General features: G+C 71.0%; 1 protein-coding gene. It reads left to right on the forward strand.

Annotated features, from left to right (window positions below; genetic code table 11):
• Nucleotides 1-69 precede the first annotated feature (69 nt).
• Nucleotides 70-20,925 carry a type I polyketide synthase gene (locus ACZ5WE_RS31935; protein WP_469157309.1) on the forward strand — a complete coding sequence of 6,952 codons (20,856 nt, stop codon included), beginning with the start codon at nt 70-72 and terminating at the stop codon, nt 20,923-20,925.
• The last annotated feature ends 34 nt before the right edge of the window (nt 20,926-20,959 follow it).

Below are 20,959 nucleotides of genomic sequence, written 5' to 3' on the forward strand. Positions count from 1 at the left end.
CGCGTGCGGCGCGATCTCATGTATTGCCCAGGTGCCCAAGTGCTGTCCGTCCTCAAGAGGTTGCTTTAGATGCAGAATGAGCAGAAGCTTCGCGACTACCTCAAGCGGGTAATGGCCGATCTGCAGCAGACGAAGCAGCTGTTGAGCGAGGCCGACTCGCGGGCACACGAGCCCATCGCGATCGTGGGCATGAGCTGCCGTTATCCGGGCGGAGCCAACTCCCCGGAGGATCTGTGGCAGATGGTCGCGGACGGCCGGGACGCCGTATCCGACCTTCCCACCGACCGCGGCTGGGACATCGATCGGCTCTACAGCCCCGACCGCGAAAAGCCGGGAACTTTCTACAACCGTGAGAGCGGATTCCTTTACGACGCCGCACAGTTCGACCCCGCGTTCTTCGGAATTTCGCCGCGTGAGGCGCTGGCGATGGACCCGCAGCAGCGACTGCTCCTCGAAGTCGCCTGGGAAGCCTTCGAGCACGCGGGAATTGACCCGCACGCGATGCGCGGAAGCAAGACCGGAGTTTTCGCGGGCGTGATGTACCAGGACTACGCCACCCGGCTCGACCGAATCCCGGACGGCGTAGAGGGATATCTCAGCACCGGCAACGCATACAGCGTCACGTCGGGACGCATCTCGTACACCCTCGGGCTCGAGGGCCCGGCCGTCTCCGTCGACACGGCCTGCTCCTCGTCGCTGGTGACACTGCACCTGGCCGTCCAGGCGCTGCGCAACGGCGAGTGCTCCATGGCTCTCGCCGGCGGCACCACGGTCATGTCGACCCCCGAGGCGTTCATCGACCTCGCACGCCAGGGCGGCCTCTCGCCCGACGGCCGCTGCAAGGCCTTCTCGGACCTCGCGGACGGTGCCGGCTTCGCCGAGGGTGTGGGCATGCTGCTCGTCGAGCGGCTCTCGGACGCGGAGCGCAACGGCCACCAGGTGCTCGCGGTCGTCCGCGGCTCCGCCGTCAACCAGGACGGCGCGAGCAGCGGCCTCACCGCCCCCAACGGCCCCTCCCAGCAGCGCGTCATCCGCCAGGCCCTCGACAACGCCCAGCTCTCCTCCGACCAGGTCGACGTCGTCGAGGCCCACGGCACGGGCACCACGCTCGGTGACCCCATCGAGGCCCAGGCGCTCATCAACACCTACGGCCAGGAGCGCCCGGCCGAACAACCGCTGTGGATCGGCTCCTTCAAGTCCAACGTCGGGCACACGCAGGCCGCCGCGGGCGCCGGCGGCATCATCAAGATGGTGATGGCGCTGCGCAACGGCGTCATGCCCAAGACCCTGCACATCGACGAGCCCTCCACCAAGGTCGACTGGTCGGCGGGTGCCGTCTCCCTGCTGACCGAAGCGCGGGACTGGCCGGAGACCGGGCGTCCGCGGCGGGCCGCGGTGTCCTCGTTCGGCATCAGCGGTACGAACGCGCACATCATCCTGGAGCAGGCGGCGGCCGAGCCTCCCGCCGAGGAGCCCCCGACCGGGACGCAGCAGGAGAACGCCCCCGTGTCCTGGGTGATCTCGGGCAGGACCGAGGCCGCGCTGCGGGCCCAGTCCGAGCGCCTGACCTCGTTCCTCGCGGGGCGGCTTGGCCTCGGACCGGCCGACGTGGGGTACTCACTCGCCGTCTCGCGCGCGCGGTTCGAGCACCGGGCCGTGGTCTCGGGTACGAACCGTGCGGAACTGCTGGCCGGTCTGGAAGCCGTGGCCGCCGGGCGGTCCGCCGCGGGGGTCGTGGAGGGTACGGCCTCCGCGAGCACGGCCGGCAAGCTGGCGTTCCTGTTCACGGGCCAGGGCAGCCAGCGGGTCGGGATGGGCCGCGAGCTGTACGAGACGTATCCGGTGTTCGCCGCTGCCTTCGATGAGGTGTGCGCGCACTTCGACGGACACCTTGAGCAGCCGCTGAAGGACGTCGTCTTCGGCACGGGCGCCAGCGCGGATGCCGACCGCTCTGGTCTGATCGACCAGACGGTGTTCACACAGGCCGCACTCTTCGCGATCGAGGTCGCACTCTTCCGGCTGGTCGAGGCATGGGGGCTGACCCCTGACTTCCTCGTCGGCCACTCGGTGGGCGAGCTGGCCGCCGCACACGTGGCCGGGGTTTTCGGGCTCGATGACGCGACCACGCTGGTCGCCGCACGGGGACGACTCATGCAGGCCCTGCCTGCCGGTGGGGCCATGGCCGCGATCCAGGCCACCGAAGCCGAAGTCCTTGCGACGATCGAAGGCCGCGACCACGAGATCGCCATCGCCGCCATCAACGGACCCTCCTCCGTAGTCATCTCCGGCGACGAACCGGCCGTGGTCGAAGTCCTGGAGCACTGGCGTCAGCAGGGCCGCAAGGTCCACCAACTCCGCGTCAGCCACGCCTTCCACTCACCCCGCATGGAACCCATGCTGGACGAATTCCACACCATCGCAGACAGCCTGACCTACGGGGCCCCGAACATCCCCGTCATCTCCAACCTCACCGGCCAGCTCGCCGACACTGCAGACCTCTGCACCGCCGACTACTGGGTCCGCCACGTCCGCCAGGCAGTCCGCTACGCCGACGGCATCACCCACCTCGCCGACCAAGGCGTCACCACCTTCATCGAGCTGGGCCCCGACGGAACCCTCTCCGCCATGGCCCAGGAATCCGTCCCCGAGGCCCTCCGCACCGCGGTCTTCAGCCCCGCACTCCGCAAGAACCGCCCCGAAGCCGAAACTCTCACCTCCGCCATCGCCCACGCACACGTCCATGGCGCGGAACTCGACTGGGACGGCGTATACGAGGGCCACGACGCACACCGCGTCGGCCTCCCCACCTACGCCTTCCAGCACCAGCGCTACTGGCTCGAAGCCGCGCAGCCCGACGAGGCGGCGGCCGACCATGCCGCCGCCCCCGAGGAGACGCGCTTCTGGGAGGCCGTGGAGCGCGAGGACACGGCCGCGCTGGCCGCCGCGCTCGACTTCGACGGTGAGGTAGAGCCCGAGTGGCTCGAAGCGGCGCTGCCGGTCCTGTCGACGTGGCGGCGCCAGAACCGGCGGAAGAACACCGTCGACGCCTGGCGGTACCGCGTCACTTGGAAGCCCCTGTCCGTCTCCCCGGCGAAGCGCCTCTCCGGCACCTGGCTGCTGGTGGTCCCGGCCGGGGACGAGACCCACGCCTGGGTGCCCGCGGCCGAGCAGGCCCTGCGCGGCCGCGGTGTCGCGACGGTGCGGGTGGCGTGGAGCGCGACCGGCTCGGACCGCGCGTCGCTCGCCGAGCTGATCCGTGCGGCCGCGGGCGACCAGGCCCTGGACGGTGTGCTCTCGCTGCTCGCGCTCGACACGGCCCCGCACCCCGGCCACCCCCACGTGGCGTCGGGGCTCGCCGGAACGCTCGAACTCGTCCAGGCCCTCGGTGACTCCGGGGTCGAGGCTCCGCTGTGGCTCGCCGGCCGCGGCGCCGTATCCGTCGGCCGGTCGGACCGGGCCGCCGACCCGGCGCAGGCCCAGGTCTGGGGCCTCGGCAGGGTGGCCGGGCTCGAACACCCCGACCGCTGGGGCGGTCTGCTCGACCTGCCCGAGACGGTCGACGCTCCTTCGCTGGCCCGCTTCACCGACGTCCTGGCCGGTCTCGGCGCGGAGGACGAGCTCGCGATACGTTCGACGGGGATCTTCGGCCGCCGTCTCGTCCGGGCGCCGCTCGCCGACTCGGCCGGCGGTTCGTGGACGCCGCGGGGCACGATTCTCATCACCGGCGGTACGGGCGCGCTCGGCGGCCATGTCGCCCGCTGGGCGGCGGCCAACGGCGCCGAGCACCTGGTCCTCACCAGCCGCCGCGGCGATCAGGCGCCCGGCGCCCGTGAGTTGGGCGCCGAGCTCGCCGGGCTCGGCGCCGCCCAGGTCACCATCGCCGCGTGCGACGCGGGCGACCGCGACTCGCTGGCCGCCCTCCTGGCCGACCTGGAGGCCGACGAGGCCCGGCCGCTGACGGCGGTCGTGCACGCCGCCGGAGTCGGCGACACCGGCTCGCTCATGGACAGCGCCCTCGACGACGTGGCGGGCGTCGTCGCGGCCAAGACCGCGGGCGCCACCCACCTCGACGACCTGCTCGGCGACACCCCCCTGGACGCCTTCGTCCTCTTCTCCTCCGCCGCCGCGGTGTGGGGCGGCGCCGACCAGGGCGCGTACGCCGCCGGCAACTCCTTCCTCGACGCGTTCGCCGAGCGGCGCCGCGCCAGGGGCCGTACCGCCACGTCCATCGCCTGGGGCCTGTGGGGCGGCGGCGGTATGGGCACCGATGGCGACGAAGAGGCCATGCTGCGCGTCGGCCTCAAGCGCATGAGCCCCGAACTCGCCGTCTCCGCCCTGGTCCAGGCCGTGGAACACGACGAGACCACGGTGTGCGTGTCCGACCTCGTCTGGGACCGGTTCGCCCCCGCCTATTCCGCCATCCGCCGGCGTCCCCTCATCGAAGACCTTCCCGAGGTACGGCGCGTCCTGGACGCGGCCACGGAGAATCCCACCGAGCCCGCGGGCGGCAACGCGCTCGCGCGGAGGCTGAGCGGTCTGTCGGCGGGCGAACAGCGCGAGCTGGTCCTCGACCTCGTCCGCACGCAGGCCGCCGCCGCGCTCGGCCACGCCGACGCGGCGGCGATCGAGCCCGGTTCAGCCTTCCGCGAGCTCGGCTTCGACTCGCTCACGGCGGTCGACATCCGCAACCGCCTGAACGGCGCGACCGGTCTCAAGATGCCCACGACGCTCGTCTTCGACTACCCGAACGCCGACGCCGTCGCCGGGCTCGTCCTCACCGAGCTGCTCGGCGCCGACGACGCGGGCGCGGCCGACTCGGCACGTCCCGGCGCCGTCGCCGGCCCGGCGGTCGACGACGAGCCCATCGCCATCGTCGCGATGAGCTGCCGCTACCCGGGCGGCGTCAGCACGCCCGAGGAGCTCTGGCGACTCGTCCTCGAAGGCCGCGACGCCATTTCCCCGTTCCCCACCGACCGCGGCTGGCCCATCGACGACCTGTACGACCCGGACCCGGAGCGCAGCGGAACCACGTACGCGTACGAGGGCGGCTTCATCGACGGCGCCGGCGGCTTCGACGCCGGGTTCTTCGGGATCTCGCCGCGTGAGGCGCTGGCGATGGACCCGCAGCAGCGGCTGCTGCTCGAAGCCTCCTGGGAGGCGCTGGAGCGCGCGGGCATCGACCCCCTGTCGCTGCGCGGCAGCCAGGGCGGCGTCTTCATCGGCGCCGGGTCCCAGGGTTACGGCATCGACGCGCACGACGCCCCCGAGGGAACCGAGGGCTACTTCCTCACCGGCACCCAGTCCTCCGTCATCTCCGGCCGTGTGTCCTACACCCTGGGGCTGGAGGGCCCCGCCGTGACCGTGGACACCGCCTGCTCGTCCTCCCTCGTCGCCCTGCACCTGGCCGCGCAGTCGCTGCGCCAGGGCGAGTGCGATCTGGCTCTGGCCGGCGGTATCACCGTCATGGCCACCCCGGGCGCCTTCATCGAGTTCAGCCGGCAGCGCGGTCTGTCCGGCGACGGCCGCTGCAAGGCCTTCGCCGGTGCCGCCGACGGCACCGGCTGGTCCGAGGGCGCGGGACTGCTCCTGCTGGAGCGGCTCTCCGACGCCGAGCGCAACGGCCACCAGGTCCTCGCGGTGGTCCGCGGCTCCGCCGTGAACCAGGACGGCGCCTCCAACGGCCTCACCGCCCCCAACGGCCCCTCCCAGCAGCGCGTCATCCGCCAAGCCCTGGCGGGCGCGGGCCTGGCACCGGGCGACGTGGACGTGGTCGAGGCACACGGCACCGGCACACGGCTCGGCGACCCGATCGAGGCGGGCGCACTGCTCGCCACCTACGGTCAGGGCCGCGACGCGGACCAGCCCCTGTGGCTCGGCTCCATCAAGTCCAACATCGGCCACACCCAGACGGCCGCGGGTGTCGCCGGTGTCATCAAGATGGTCATGGCCATGCGGGAAGGCCTGCTGCCGAAGACCCTGCACGTGGACGAGCCGACGCCGCAGGTCGACTGGTCGGCGGGCGCCGTCTCCCTGCTGACCGAGGTGCGGGAGTGGCCGGAGACCGGGCACCCGCGCCGGGCAGGCATCTCGTCGTTCGGCGTCAGCGGCACGAACGTGCACACCATCCTGGAGCAGGCGCCGACGCCGGCCACGGCGGTGGAGGCAGAGACCTCCGAGCCGGTCGCTGGGGCTCCGGTGGATGGTGGGGTCGTCGTTCCGTGGGTGCTCTCCGGCAAGACGGAGGGTGCGCTGCGGGCACAGGCCGAGCGGCTCGCGGCCTTCGTACGGGAGAACTCCGACCTGCGTCCGGCCGATGTGGGCTACTCCCTCGCCGTCGCGCGGGCACGCTTCGAGCACCGGGCCGTCATCACCGGGGTTGACCAGGGTGAACTCCTGGCGGGTGTCGCTGCGTTGGCGGCCGGGGACGTGTCGGGGGCGGTCACCTCGGGCAGTGTCAGCCGTGGCCGGGTCGCGTTCCTGTTCACGGGGCAGGGCAGCCAGCGGGTTGGGATGGGCCGCGAGCTTTACCAGGCCTATCCGGTGTTCGCCGCTGCCTTCGATGAGGTGTGCGCGCACTTCGACGGGCATCTTGAGCAGCCGTTGAAGGATGTCGTCTTCGGTACGGGCGCCAGCGCGGATGCCGACCGCTCTGGTCTGCTGGATCAGACGGTGTTCACGCAGGCGGCGCTGTTCGCGATCGAGGTCGCACTCTTCCGCCTGGTCGAGGCATGGGGGCTGACCCCTGACTTCCTCGTCGGCCACTCGGTCGGCGAGCTGGCCGCCGCGCACGTGGCCGGGGTCTTCGGGCTCGATGACGCGACCAGGCTGGTCGCCGCGCGGGGTCGGCTGATGCAGGCACTGCCTGCCGGTGGGGCCATGGCCGCGATCCAGGCCACCGAAGCCGAAGTCCTTGCGACGATCGAAGGCCGCGACCACGAGATCGCCATCGCCGCCATCAACGGACCCTCCTCCGTAGTCATTTCCGGCGACGAACCGGCCGTGGCCGAGGTTCTGGAGCACTGGCGTCAGCAGGGCCGCAAGGTCCACCAACTGCGGGTCAGCCACGCCTTCCACTCCCCCCGCATGGAACCCATGCTGGACGAATTCCGCACCATCGCAGCCGGGATCACGTTCGGGACTCCGCGGATTCCGGTCGTCTCCAACCTGACCGGACGGCTCGCCGACACCGAAGACCTCTCCTCGCCCGACTACTGGGTGCGCCACGTCCGCCAGGCAGTCCGCTACGCCGACGGCATCACCCACCTCGCCGACCAAGGCGTCACGACATTCCTGGAGCTGGGCCCCGACGGAACCCTCTCCGCCATGGCCCAGGAATCCGTCCCCGAGGCCCTCCGCACCGCGGTCTTCAGCCCCGTACTCCGCAAGAACCGCCCCGAAGCCGAAACCTTCACCTCCGCCCTCGCCCACGCGCACGTCCACGGCGCGGAGCTCGACTGGGACGGCGTATACGCAGGCCACGACGCCCACCGCGTCGACCTCCCCACCTACGCCTTCCAGCACCAGCACTACTGGCTGGAGATGGGCGTCCCCGCGGGTGACGTCTCCGTGCTCGGGCAGTCCGCGACCGAGCACCCACTGCTCGGTGCCGCCGTCGTGATGCCCGAGTCGGACACGCTCGTCCTCACCGGGCGCATCTCCCTGCAGAGCCACCCGTGGATCGCGGACCACCTCGTGATGGGGTCGGCTCTGCTGCCCGGTACCGGGCTGGTCGAGCTGGCGATCCATGCCGGTGATCAGGTGAACTTCGGCCACCTCGACGAGCTGATGCTCCAGGCCCCGTTGGTTCTCCCCGAGCGCGGTGCCGTCGTCCTGCGCGTGACCGTGGAGGCCGTGGACACGCTCGGGCGGCGTCCGGTGGCCGTCTTCTCCCGGCCCGAGGGCGCGGAAGAAGAGCCGTGGACCCGGCACGCCGCCGGTTTCCTGGCGGAGACCGCGCCGGATGCCTCCTTCGACCTGTCCGTATGGCCGCCGAGGGGCGCCGAGTCCATCGAGGTCGAGGATCTCTACGAGAACCTTTCCGGCACGGGACTGTCCTACGGGCCGGTCTTCCAGGGGCTGCGCGCCGCCTGGCGGTTGGACGACGCCGTATACGCCGAGGTCGCCCTGCCCGAGGGCACCCCGACCGGCGGTTTCGGGCTCCACCCCGCGCTGTTCGACGCCGCCCTGCACGCCGCATCGCTGAGCACGTCGCCGGAGCAGGAGACGGGGACGGGGACGGGGACGGGTCTGCCGTTCGCGTGGAGTGGCGTGTCCCTGTACGCCACGGCCGCGTCGATGCTGCGCGTACGGCTGACGCCGACCGGACCCGACGGTGTGGCCCTCGTCATGGCGGACGAAGCCGGTGCGCCGGTCGCCTCGACCGATTCCCTCGTCTTCCGCCAGGTCACGGCCGAGCAGCTCTCGGCGGGCCAAGGCGGCTTCACCGACTCGCTGTTCCGCGTGGAGTGGCCCGAGCTTTCCGTGCCGTCGGCCGAGCCGTCGACCTGGGCAGTGCTCGGGGAGCCGGGTTCTCTCGCCGATGGCCGGGTCTTCTCCGGCCTGGCCGAGCTCGCCGACGTCGAGACGGTCCCCGAGGTCGTGCTCGTCCCGCTGACCGACCGCAAGGGTACGGAGGCGCAGACGGACACGGATACGGGCACTGCCGCTGCCGCTGCCGTGCATCGGGCCACGCATCGCGCGTTGGCCCTCATCCAGGACTGGCTGGACGAAGACCGGTTCACCGACTCCCGGCTGGTGTTCGTCACACGCGGCGCCGTCGCCGCCGGCCCCGACGACACCGTCCGTGATCTGATCAACGCGGCTGTCTGGGGCCTCGTACGGTCCGCGCAGGCCGAGAACCCCGGCCGGTTCGTCCTCCTCGACACCGACACCGACACCGACACCGACACCGGCACCGGCACCAACGGCGCATCTCTCGAACTTGGCTCGCTGTGGCCCTTCCTGGGCTCCGATGAGCCGGAAGCAGCCCTGCGCGACGGCGTCGTACGGGCTCCCCGGCTGGCACGCATGCCCGTCTCCGACAGTGAAGCGGCCGCCCTCGTTCCGGACCCGTCGGGCACTGTTCTCATCACCGGCGGCACCGGCGCCCTCGGCTCACTCGTCGCCCGCCACCTCGTCACCGAACACGGCGCACGCCACCTCCTGCTCACCAGCCGCCGCGGCCTTGCTGCCGAAGGCGCACCCGAACTCGCCGCCGAACTGACCCAACTCGGCGCGGACACCGTCGAGATCACCGCATGCGACGCCGCCGACCGGGACGCACTCCAAACACTGCTCGACTCGATCGACGCCGCGCGCCCCCTCACCGCCGTCATCCACACGGCCGGAGTCCTCGACGACGGCGTCATCAACTCCCTCACCCCCGAACGCCTCGACACGGTCCTGCGCCCCAAGGCCGACGCCGCCCTCAACCTCCACGAACTCACCTGGGATCTGGGGCTCTCCGCGTTCGTCCTCTTCTCGTCGGCCTCCGGCGTCATGGGCAACGCCGGCCAGGGCAACTACGCCGCCGCCAACACCTTCCTCGACGCACTCGCCCACCACCGCCACTCACTCGGCCTCCCCGCGACCTCCCTCGCCTGGGGTGCCTGGGAGCAGGCGGGCGGCATGACAGCGGACCTCGGCGACACCAACGCCGGCCGCATGAGCCGCGGCGGCATGACCGGCCTCACCCACGCCGAGGGCCTGCGCCTCCTCGACGCCGCATGGTCCACCGGCGCGGCCCTGCTCTTGCCGGCGCACATGGACCTGGCCGCCGTGCGCGCCCAGGCCGCCTCGGCGGGCGTGCCGCCTCTGATGCGCGGTCTCGTCCGCGCCCCGGCACGCCGTACCGCCCACACCGCGGCCGTCGAGACCGGTGCCCTCGCACAACGTCTGGCCCCGCTCACCCGCGATGAGCGCCACGCGCACCTCCTCGACCTGGTCCGTACGCATGTCGCCCACGTCCTGGGTTACGACAACCACGCGACCGTCGAACCCGCCCGTGCCTTCAAGGAGTTGGGCTTCGACTCCCTCACCGCCGTCGAACTGCGCAACCAGCTCAACACCGCCACCGGGCTCCGCCTCCCCGCCACCCTCGTCTTCGACTACCCGAACCCTCTGTCCCTGGTCGACTTCCTGCTCACCGAGTTCGGTGGTGCGGACACCCCGCAGGCGGCGGCGCCCGCCGCCGTGGTGCTCACCGACGACGAGCCGATCGCGATCGTCGGCATGGCCTGCCGCTACCCGGGCGGAATCACATCGCCCGAGGGCATGTGGCAGTTCCTGATGCGGGGCGGCGACGGCACATCGCGGTTCCCCGCCGACCGCGGCTGGGACGTCGAGGACCAGTTCATCGAGGACCCGGAGCGGCCCGGCACGAAGTACGCGCTGGCCGGCGGATTCCTGCACGACGCCCCCGAGTTCGACCCCGGCTTCTTCGGGATCTCGCCACGTGAGGCGCTGGCGATGGACCCGCAGCAGCGGCTGCTCCTCGAAGCCTCCTGGGAGACGTTCGAGCGGGCCGGGATCGACCCCGCGTCCGTACGCGGCAGCTCGACCGGCGTGTTCGCCGGCGTGATGTACCACAACTACGCCGCTCGCGTGACGGACATCCCCGACGGGGTCGGCGGCTTCCTCGGCACCGGCAACTCCAGCAGTGTCGTGTCCGGCCGCGTCTCGTACACGTTCGGCCTCGAGGGGCCTGCCGTGACCGTGGACACCGCGTGCTCGTCCTCGCTGGTCACCCTGCACCTCGCTGTTCAGGCGCTGCGTCGCGGGGAGTGCTCCCTGGCGCTGGCCGGCGGCGTCACCGTCATGCCGAACCCGGACACCTTCATCGACTTCGCCCTCCAGGGCGGCCTCGCAGGCGACGGCCGCTGCAAGGCCTTCGCGGGCGCCGCGGACGGCACCGCGTGGTCCGAGGGCGTGGGCATGCTCCTGGTCGAGCGGCTCTCGGACGCGGAGCGCAACGGCCACCAGGTGCTCGCGGTGGTCCGCGGCTCCGCCGTCAACCAGGACGGCGCGTCGAACGGCCTGACCGCCCCCAACGGCCCCTCGCAGCAGCGCGTCATCCGCCAGGCCCTGGCAGTCGCGGGCCTGGCACCGGGCGACGTGGACGTGGTCGAGGCACACGGCACGGGTACGCGACTGGGCGACCCGATCGAGGCGCAGGCGCTGCTGGCCACCTATGGCCAGGACCGCGAGGGCCGCGAGCCGCTCTGGCTCGGCTCCATCAAGTCGAACCTCGGTCACACGCAGGCTGCGGCCGGAGCCGCCGGCATCATCAAGATGGTGATGGCGCTGCGCAACGGCGTCATGCCCAAGACCCTGCACATCGACGAGCCCTCCCCACACGTCGACTGGTCGGCGGGTGATGTCTCGCTGCTGACCGAGGCGCGGGAGTGGTCCGGGTCCGACCGTCCGCGCCGAGCAGCGGTGTCGTCCTTCGGCATCAGCGGCACGAACGCGCACATCATCCTGGAGCAGGCACCGACCGAGAGCCCCGACACGGTGGCCACTTCGCCGGTGGGTGCGGCGCCGGTGACCGGTGGGGTCGTGCCGTGGGTGCTCTCCGGCAAGACGGAGGGTGCGCTGCGGGCACAGGCCGAGCGGCTCGTGGCCTTCCTGCGGGAGAACTCCGACCTGCGTCCGGCCGATGTGGGCTACTCGCTTGCCGTCGCCCGGGCACGCTTCGAGCACCGGGCCGTCATCACCGGGGCCGACCAGGGTGAACTCCTGGCGGGTGTCGCTGCGTTGGCGGCCGGGGACGTGTCGGGGGCGGTGACCTCGGGCAGCGTCAGCCGTGGCCGGGTCGCGTTCCTCTTCACGGGTCAGGGCAGCCAGCGGGTTGGGATGGGCCGCGAGCTGTATGAGACGTATCCGGTGTTCGCCGCTGCCTTCGATGAGGTGTGCGCGCACTTCGACGGACACCTTGAACGGCCGCTGAAGGACGTCGTCTTCGGTACGGGCGCCAGCGCGGATGCCGGTCTGATCGACCAGACGGTGTTCACGCAGGCTGCGCTGTTCGCGATCGAGGTCGCGCTGTTCCGGTTGGTCGAGGCGTGGGGTCTGACGCCTGACTTCCTCGTCGGTCACTCCGTGGGCGAGCTTGCCGCCGCACACGTGGCCGGGGTCTTCGGGCTTGATGACGCGACCAGGCTTGTCGCCGCGCGCGGACAGCTCATGCAGGGGCTGCCTGCCGGTGGGGCCATGGCCGCGATCCAGGCCACCGAGGCAGAAGTCCTTGCGACGATCGAAGGCCGCGACCACGAGATCGCCATCGCCGCCATCAACGGCCCGTCGTCCGTGGTGATTTCCGGTGACGAGCCGGCTGTGGCCGAGGTTCTGGAGCACTGGCGTCAGCAGGGCCGCAAGGTCCACCAGCTGCGGGTCAGCCACGCCTTCCACTCCCCCCGCATGGAACCCATGCTGGAAGAGTTCCGCACCATCGCAGCCGGGATCACATTCGGAACCCCGCAGATTCCGGTCATCTCCAACCTCACCGGCCAGCTCGCCGACACTGCAGACCTCTCCTCGCCCGACTACTGGGTCCGCCACGTCCGCCAGGCAGTCCGCTACGCCGACGGCATCACCCACCTCGCCGAGCAAGGCGTCACGACATTCATCGAGCTGGGCCCCGACGGAACCCTCTCCGCCATGGCCCAGGAATCCGTCCCCGAGGCCCTCCGCACCGCGGTCTTCAGCCCCGTGCTCCGCAAGAACCGCCCCGAAGCCGAAACCTTCACCTCCGCCATCGCCCACGCGCACGTCCACGGCGCGGAACTCGACTGGGACGGCGTATACGAGGGCCGGGGCGCCCACCGCGTCGACCTCCCCACCTACGCCTTCCAACACCAGCACTACTGGCTCCGGGCCACCGCCCCGGCCGGTGATGCCACCAGCCTCGGACTCGGTAAGACCGGACACCCGCTCCTCGGCGCGGCGATGTCGCTGCCCGAGACGGACAGCATCGTCCTCACGGGCCGTCTCTCGCTCCAGTCACACGCGTGGCTCGCCGACCACACCGTCATGGACACCGTCCTCGTACCCGGTACCGGACTGGTCGAGCTCGCGATCCACGCCGGTGACCAGGTCGGCTGCGGTTCCCTGGAGGAGCTGACACTCCAGGCGCCGCTGGTGCTTCCCGAGCGCGGCGGTATCGCCGTCCGAGTGGCCGTTGACGCTGCCGATGGGAGCGGGCGGCGGCAGGTCGCGATCTTCTCGCGACTCGACGAGGCGGATGTCACGGAGCCGTGGACCCGTCACGCGGTCGGCCTCCTCACGGAGAGCACGCCGGAAGCGTCCTTCGACCTGTCGGCGTGGCCGCCGAAGGGAGCCGAGTCCGTCGAACTCGACGGTCTGTACGCAGGCTTGGCCGATGCGGGCCTGTCCTACGGTCCGGTGTTCCAGGGCCTGCGGGCTGCCTGGCGATCGGGCGGCGATGTGTTCGCCGAGGTAGCACTGCCCGAAGACACCACCACCGACGGCTTCGGACTGCACCCCGCACTCCTCGACGCCGCCCTCCACGCCGTGGCCCTCGGCAACTTCACCCAGACATCGGACCAGGCACACCTGCCCTTCGCCTGGACCGGCGTCACCCTCCACGCCACCGGCGCAACCGCACTGCGCGTCAAACTCTCACCAGCCGGCACCGACGCCGTATCCATCACCGCCGCAGACGAGACCGGAACACCCGTCGCCACCGCCGACGCCCTCGTACTCCGCGCCATCACCCCCGAACAACTCACCGCAGGCTCACAGAGTTTCAGCGACTCGCTGTTCAGCATCGAGTGGCCTGAGCTGTCGCTGTCGCCGGCCGAGTCGGGTACATGGGCAGTGCTCGGCGACGCCTCGGGCCTCCTCGCCGACGGACCCTCGTACACGAACCTGACCGAACTCGCCGCCACCGACGACACCATCCCCCAGGTCGTCCTCGCGCCCCTGCCGCCCTACGAGGGCCCAGACCCGGCCACCGCAGCCCACCAAGCCACACACCACGCCCTGAACCTGATCCAGAACTGGCTGACCGAAGACCGCTTCGCCGACTCCCGACTGGTGTTCGTCACCCGTGGTGCCATCGCCACCGGCCCCGACGACACCGTCACCGACCTGGCCAACGCACCCCTCTGGGGACTCATACGTTCCGCCCAGTCCGAAAACCCGGAACGCTTCCTCCTCCTCGACACCGACACCGAAGCACCTGAACTCGGAACCCTGTGGCCCCTCCTGGCCTCCGACGAACCCGAAGCCGCCCTCCGCGACGGCGGCGTACGCGTGCCACGCCTCGCCCGCGTGCCCGCGCCCGGTACCGACCAGACGGACATCCGACTGAACCCGTCCGGCACCGTTCTCATCACCGGCGGCACCGGCGCCCTCGGCTCACTCGTCGCCCGCCACCTCGTCACCGAACACGGCGCACGCCACCTCCTGCTCACCAGCCGCCGCGGCCTTGCTGCCGAAGGCGCACCCGAACTCGCCGCCGAACTGACCCAACTCGGCGCGGACACCGTCGAGATCACCGCATGCGACGCCGCCGACCGGGACGCACTCCAAACACTGCTCGACTCGATCGACGCCGCGCGCCCCCTCACCGCCGTCATCCACACGGCCGGAGTCCTCGACGACGGCGTCATCAACTCCCTCACCCCCGAACGCCTCGACACGGTCCTGCGCCCCAAGGCCGACGCCGCCCTCAACCTCCACGAACTGACAGCCGACACGGAACTGTCCGCCTTCGTCCTGTTCTCCTCCGTTGCCGGCGTCATGGGCAGCCCGGGGCAGGGCAACTACGCCGCCGCCAACACCTTCCTCGACGCACTCGCCCACCACCGCCACTCGCTCGGCCTCCCCGCAACCTCCCTCGCCTGGGGTGCCTGGGAGCAGGCGGGCGGCATGACAGCGGACCTCGGGGACACCAACGCCAACCGCATCAACCGCGGCGGCATGACCGGCCTCACCCACGCCGAGGGCCTGCGCCTCCTCGACACCGCGTGGACCAGCGAGCAGACCCTGCTCGTACCCATGCACATGGACCTGGCCGCGGTACGCGCCCAGGCCACCTCGACCGGCGTGCCGCCCTTGATGCGTGGACTGGTCCGTACCTCCACCCGTCGCACGGCCTCCGCCGCGACCGTCGAGACCGGTGCCCTGGCGCAACGCCTTTCCGGGCTCTCGTCCGAAGAGCGCCACACGCTCCTCCTCGACCTGGTCCGCACAAGCGTCGCCCATGTCCTGGGCTATGAGGATGCCGCCACCGTCGAACCGGCGCGCGCCTTCAAGGAGTTGGGCTTCGACTCCCTCACCGCCGTCGAACTGCGCAACCAGCTCAACACCGCCACCGGGCTCCGCCTCCCCGCCACCCTCGTCTTCGACTACCCGAACGCGACAGCCGTCGCCGAGTACCTCATCGCCGAAGTCATGGGCACCCGGCCCGAGGCGACCGCCGTTGTGGTGACCCGCGACAACACCGACGACGATCCGATCGCGATCGTCGGCATGGCCTGCCGCTACCCGGGCGGAATCACCACCCCCGAGGAGATGTGGCGGTTCCTGCTCGCGGACGGGGACGGGATCACCCCCTTCCCGACCGACCGCGGCTGGGACCTGGACGGGCTCTTCGACGGTGACACGGACCGGCCCTCGTCGGAGTACGCGCTGGAGGGCGGCTTCCTGCACCAGGCCGCCGACTTCGATCCGACCTTCTTCGGTATCTCGCCGCGCGAGGCCATGGCGATGGACCCGCAGCAGCGGTTGCTGCTGGAGGTCTCCTGGGAGGCACTGGAGCGCGCGGGCATCGATCCGGCCTCCGTACGCGGCAGCTCGACCGGCGTCTTCGCCGGCGTGATGTACCACAACTACGCGTCCCGGCTCACCGAGGTGCCGGACGAGGTGGCGGGCTTCCTCGGCAACGGCAGTGCGAGCAGCATCACGTCCGGCCGTGTCTCGTACACGTTCGGGTTCGAGGGCCCGGCCGTCACCGTGGACACCGCGTGCTCGTCCTCCCTCGTCGCCCTGCAGATGGCGACGCAGTCGCTGCAGCGTGGTGACTGCTCCATGGCGCTTGTCGGTGGTGTCACGGTCATGCCGACGCCCGACACGTTCGCCAGCTTCGCCCTCCAGCGGGGCCTGGCCCTGAACGGCCGCTGCAAGCCCTTCGCCGGCGCCGCCGACGGCACCGGCTGGTCCGAGGGCGTGGGCATGCTCCTCGTCGAACGCCTCTCTGACGCCGAGCGCAACGGCCACCAGGTCCTCGCGGTGGTCCGCGGCTCCGCCGTCAACCAGGACGGCGCCTCCAACGGCCTCACCGCCCCCAACGGCCCCTCCCAGCAGCGCGTCATCCGCCAAGCCCTGGCGGGCGCGGGCCTGGCGCCCGGTGACGTGGACGTGGTCGAGGCACATGGCACGGGTACGCGACTGGGCGACCCGATCGAAGCCCAGGCACTACTGGCCACCTACGGCCAGGACCGCGAGGGCAGCGAGCCGCTCTGGCTCGGCTCCATCAAGTCCAACCTCGGTCACACGCAGGCAGCCGCCGGCGTCGCCGGCATCATCAAAATGGTGATGGCGCTACGCAACGGCGTCATGCCCAAGACCCTCCACGTCGACGAACCCTCACCCCACGTCGACTGGTCGACGGGTGCCGTTTCCCTCCTCACACAAGCCCAGCCGTGGCCCGAAACCGGACACCCCCGCCGAGCCGCCGTCTCCTCCTTCGGCATCAGCGGCACCAACGCCCACGTCATCCTGGAGCAGGCGCCGACCGTCGACGCCGAGCCGGTGACAGAGGCTCCGGCGGACGGCGGGGTCGTGCCGTGGGTGCTCTCCGGCAAGACCGAGGACGCGCTGCGGGCACAGGCGGCACGGCTCACGACCTACCTCGACGAGCGCCCCGAGCTGAGCCCGGCCGACGTGGGCTACTCCCTCGCCGTCACCCGGGCACGCTTCGAACACCGAGCCGTCGTCTCGGGCGCGAACCGTCAGGAGCTGCTGGCCGGGCTGGAGGCCCTCGCCGCCGAACACACGGCCCCTGGACTCGTCGAAGGCTCGACCAGTCCGGTCGGCAAGCTGGCGTTCCTCTTCACGGGTCAGGGCAGTCAGCGGGTCGGAATGGGCCGCGAGCTTTACGAGACGTATCCGGTGTTCGCCGCTGCCTTCGATGAGGTGTGCGCGCACTTCGACGGACACCTTGAACGGCCGTTGAAGGATGTCGTCTTCGGTACGGGCGCCAGCGCGGATGCCGGGCTCATCGATCAGACGGTATTCACGCAGGCCGCACTCTTCGCGATCGAGGTCGCACTCTTCCGACTGGTCGAGGCGTGGGGGCTGACCCCTGACTTCCTCGTCGGCCACTCGGTCGGCGAACTGGCTGCCGCACACGTGGCCGGGGTTTTCGGGCTCGATGACGCGACCACGCTGGTCGCCGCGCGGGGACGGCTGATGCAGGCGCTGCCTGCCGGTGGGGCCATGGCCGCGATCCAGGCCACCGAAGCAGAAGTCCTTGCGACGATCGAAGGCCGCGACCACGAGATCGCCATCGCCGCCATCAACGGACCCTCCTCCGTAGTCATTTCCGGCGACGAGACGGCCGTGGTCGAGGTTCTGGAGCACTGGCGCCAGCAGGGCCGCAAGGTCCACCAACTCCGCGTCAGCCACGCCTTCCACTCACCCCGCATGGAACCCATGCTGGAAGAATTCCGCACCATCGCAGCCGGAATCACATTCGGAACTCCGCAGATTCCGATCGTCTCCAACCTCACCGGCCAGCTCGCCGACACTGCAGACCTCTGCACCGCCGACTACTGGGTCCGCCACGTCCGCCAGGCAGTCCGCTACGCCGACGGCATCACATACCTGGCCGACCAAGGCGTCACGACATTCCTGGAGTTGGGCCCCGACGGAACCCTCTCCGCCATGGCCCAGCAAACCCTCACCGACGCCTCCGAAGACACGCTCTTCAGCCCCGTACTCCGCAAAAACCGACCCGAAGCCGACACCCTCACCCAGGCCCTCACCCACACCCACATACGCGGTCGGGAACTGAACTGGGAAGGCGTATACGAGGGCCGGGGCGCCCGCCGCATCGACCTCCCCACCTACGCCTTCCAACACGACCACTACTGGCTCCACGCCACAGCCTCGTCCGGCGACGCCACCAGCCTCGGGCTCGGCACGACCAAGCACCCGCTGCTCGGGGCCGCGATCGCGCTCCCCGACTCGGACGGCGTCCTGCTCACCGGCCGGCTGTCCCTCCAGTCCCACCCCTGGCTCGCCGACCACACCGTCATGGACACCGTCCTCCTCCCGGGTACCGCGCTGGTCGAGCTGGCCATCCACGCCGGTGACCAGGTCGGCTGCGACGTACTCGAGGAACTGACGCTTCAAGCCCCCCTCGTCCTCCCGCGACAGGGCGGCATCGCCCTCCGGGTGACCGTGGCCGCCGAGGACGACGGTCACCGCCGCGTCACCATCCACTCGCGCCACGACGACGCCGAGGCTGAGACGCCGTGGACGCGCCACGCCACCGGACTCCTGTCCGGAGGAGTTTCCTACGGTGGCGCCGACTTGTCGGTCTGGCCGCCCAAGGGCGCCGATGCCATCGAACTCGACGGGCTGTACGACGGTCTGGCGAGTGTCGGCCTCACCTACGGCCCGGTCTTCCAGGGGCTGCACGCGGCCTGGCGACTCGGTGACGACATCTACGCGGAGGTCACACTCCCCGAAGGCACAGCGACCGACGGTTACGGACTGCACCCCGCTCTCCTCGACGCCGTTCTGCACGCCGTTTCCTTGGGTGACTTCACCGAAGCGTCAGACGAGGCACTGCTGCCGTTCGCCTGGACCGGCGTGACCCTCCATGCCACCGGCGCAACCGCACTGCGCGTCAAGCTCTCGGCAGCCGGCACCGACGCCGTATCGATCAGCGCGGCCGACGGAAGCGGCGCGTCTGTCGCGACCGTGGAGTCACTGATGCTGCGGCCGGTGGACTCCACCCAGCTCGCCGCCGACCGGCAGGCCTTCCACGACTCCCTGTTCGAGGTCGACTGGACGGAGATCCCCGTCCCGGCACCCGTGCACAGGGCCCTGGCTGTGATCGGCACCGATGCCGGGCTGCCGCCCGGTGCTTCGGAGCCCGTGACGTACGCCGACATCGACGCTCTCGCCAAGGCCGTCGAGTCCGGTACGCCCCTGCCGGATGTCGTCTTCGCGCCATCGGCAGCAGCCGCCGAGTCCGTCGACACGGCCGATGCCGCACACGTCGCCGCTCACCGCGCGCTGGCCCTCGTGCAGAACTGGCTGGCCGAGGACCGCCTCGCGGACTCCCGCCTGGTGTTCGTCACGCGCGGCGCCGTCGCCGCCGGCCCCGACGACACCGTCAGCGACCTGCCCAACGCTCCCGTCTGGGGCCTCGTACGCTCCGCACAGGCCGAGAACCCCGACCGGTTCGTCCTCATCGACACCGACCACGACGCGTCGCCGGCCTGGGACCGGCTCGCCTCGGTGGTGTCGACCGGTGAACCGGAGGCGGCACTGCGCGGTGGCGGCGTACGTGTGCCGCGCCTGGCCCGCGTGCCCGTCACCGACAACCCGGCCGCCACCGCCCTGGACCCCTCGGGCACCGTCCTCATCACCGGCGGCACCGGAGCTCTGGGCTCACTCGTGGCCCGCCATCTCGTCACCGAACACGGCGCACGCCACCTCCTCCTCACCAGCCGCCGCGGCCTCGACGCCGAAGGCGCACCCGAACTCGCCGCCGAACTGACCCAACTCGGCGCCACCACCGTCGACATCGCCGCATGCGACGCCGCCGACCGCAGCGCCCTCCAAACACTGCTCAAGTCCATCGATCACCAGCACCCCCTCACCGCCGTCATCCACACGGCCGGCGTCCTCGACGACGGCGTCATCAACTCCCTCACCCCCGAACGCCTCGACGCAGTCCTGCGCCCCAAGGCCGACGCCGCCCTCAACCTCCACGAACTGACAGCCGACACGGAACTGTCCGCCTTCGTCCTCTTCTCCTCCGCAGCCGGCATCCTCGGCAACCCCGGCCAAGCCAACTACGCCGCCGCCAACACCTTCCTCGACGCACTCGCCCACCACCGCCACACCCACAACCTCCCCGCAACCTCCCTCGCCTGGGGAGCCTGGGAGCAGGCGGGCGGCATGGCCGCCGACCTCACCGACACACACCAACACCGCCTCAACGGCCTCACCCCCACCCAAGGCCTCCAACTCCTCGACGCCACATGGCACACACACCACCCCCTCCTCATCCCCCTGCACCTCGACCTCCCCGCCATCCGCACCCAAGCCACCACACACGGCACACCCCCACTCCTCCGCGGACTCATCCGCACACCCAGCCGCCGCAACGCCCACACCACCACACCGGCCGTCGAGTCCCAGGCCTTCGCGGAGCGCCTGGCCGGCCTCACCGCGGAGAAGCGCACGGAGCTGCTGCTCGACCTCGTCCGTACGCAGACGGCAGCCGTCCTCAGTTTTGCGGGACCCGATGACATCGACCCGAAGCGCGGCTTCCTGGAGCTGGGTGTCGACTCGCTGACGGCCGTCGAACTGCGCAACCAGCTCGGCAAGGCAACCGGACTCCGGCCGCCCGCCACGCTGATCTTCGACTACCCGGTGCCGGTCGCCGTGGCCGACTACCTCGCGGCGGAGCTCGGTACGGAGACGGGCACGTCCGCGCTGTCCGTCCACTCCGAGCTCGACAAGCTCGAATCCCTGCTCGCGGAGATCGGTGGCGGCGCCGACGAGCGTTCCGGGATCACCGCCCGTCTGCGGGCCGTGATGTCGAAGTGGACCGACGCCCAGACCGAAACGAACGGCGCGGCATCGGACGACGCGCTGGAGTCGGCGACAGCCGACGAGTTGTTCGACCTGCTCGACAACGAACTTGGCCAGTCCTGAAACCCGCACGTCGTAGCCCTCACAGTGGAGTGAC

The sequence above is a fragment of the Streptomyces sp. NPDC033180 genome (assembly GCF_055577645.1).

Coding starts and splice junctions, on each gene's coding strand:
- ACZ5WE_RS31935 (WP_469157309.1), top strand. CDS start 70: ATGCAGAATGAGCAGAAGCTTCGCGACTACCTCAAGCGGGTAATGGCC.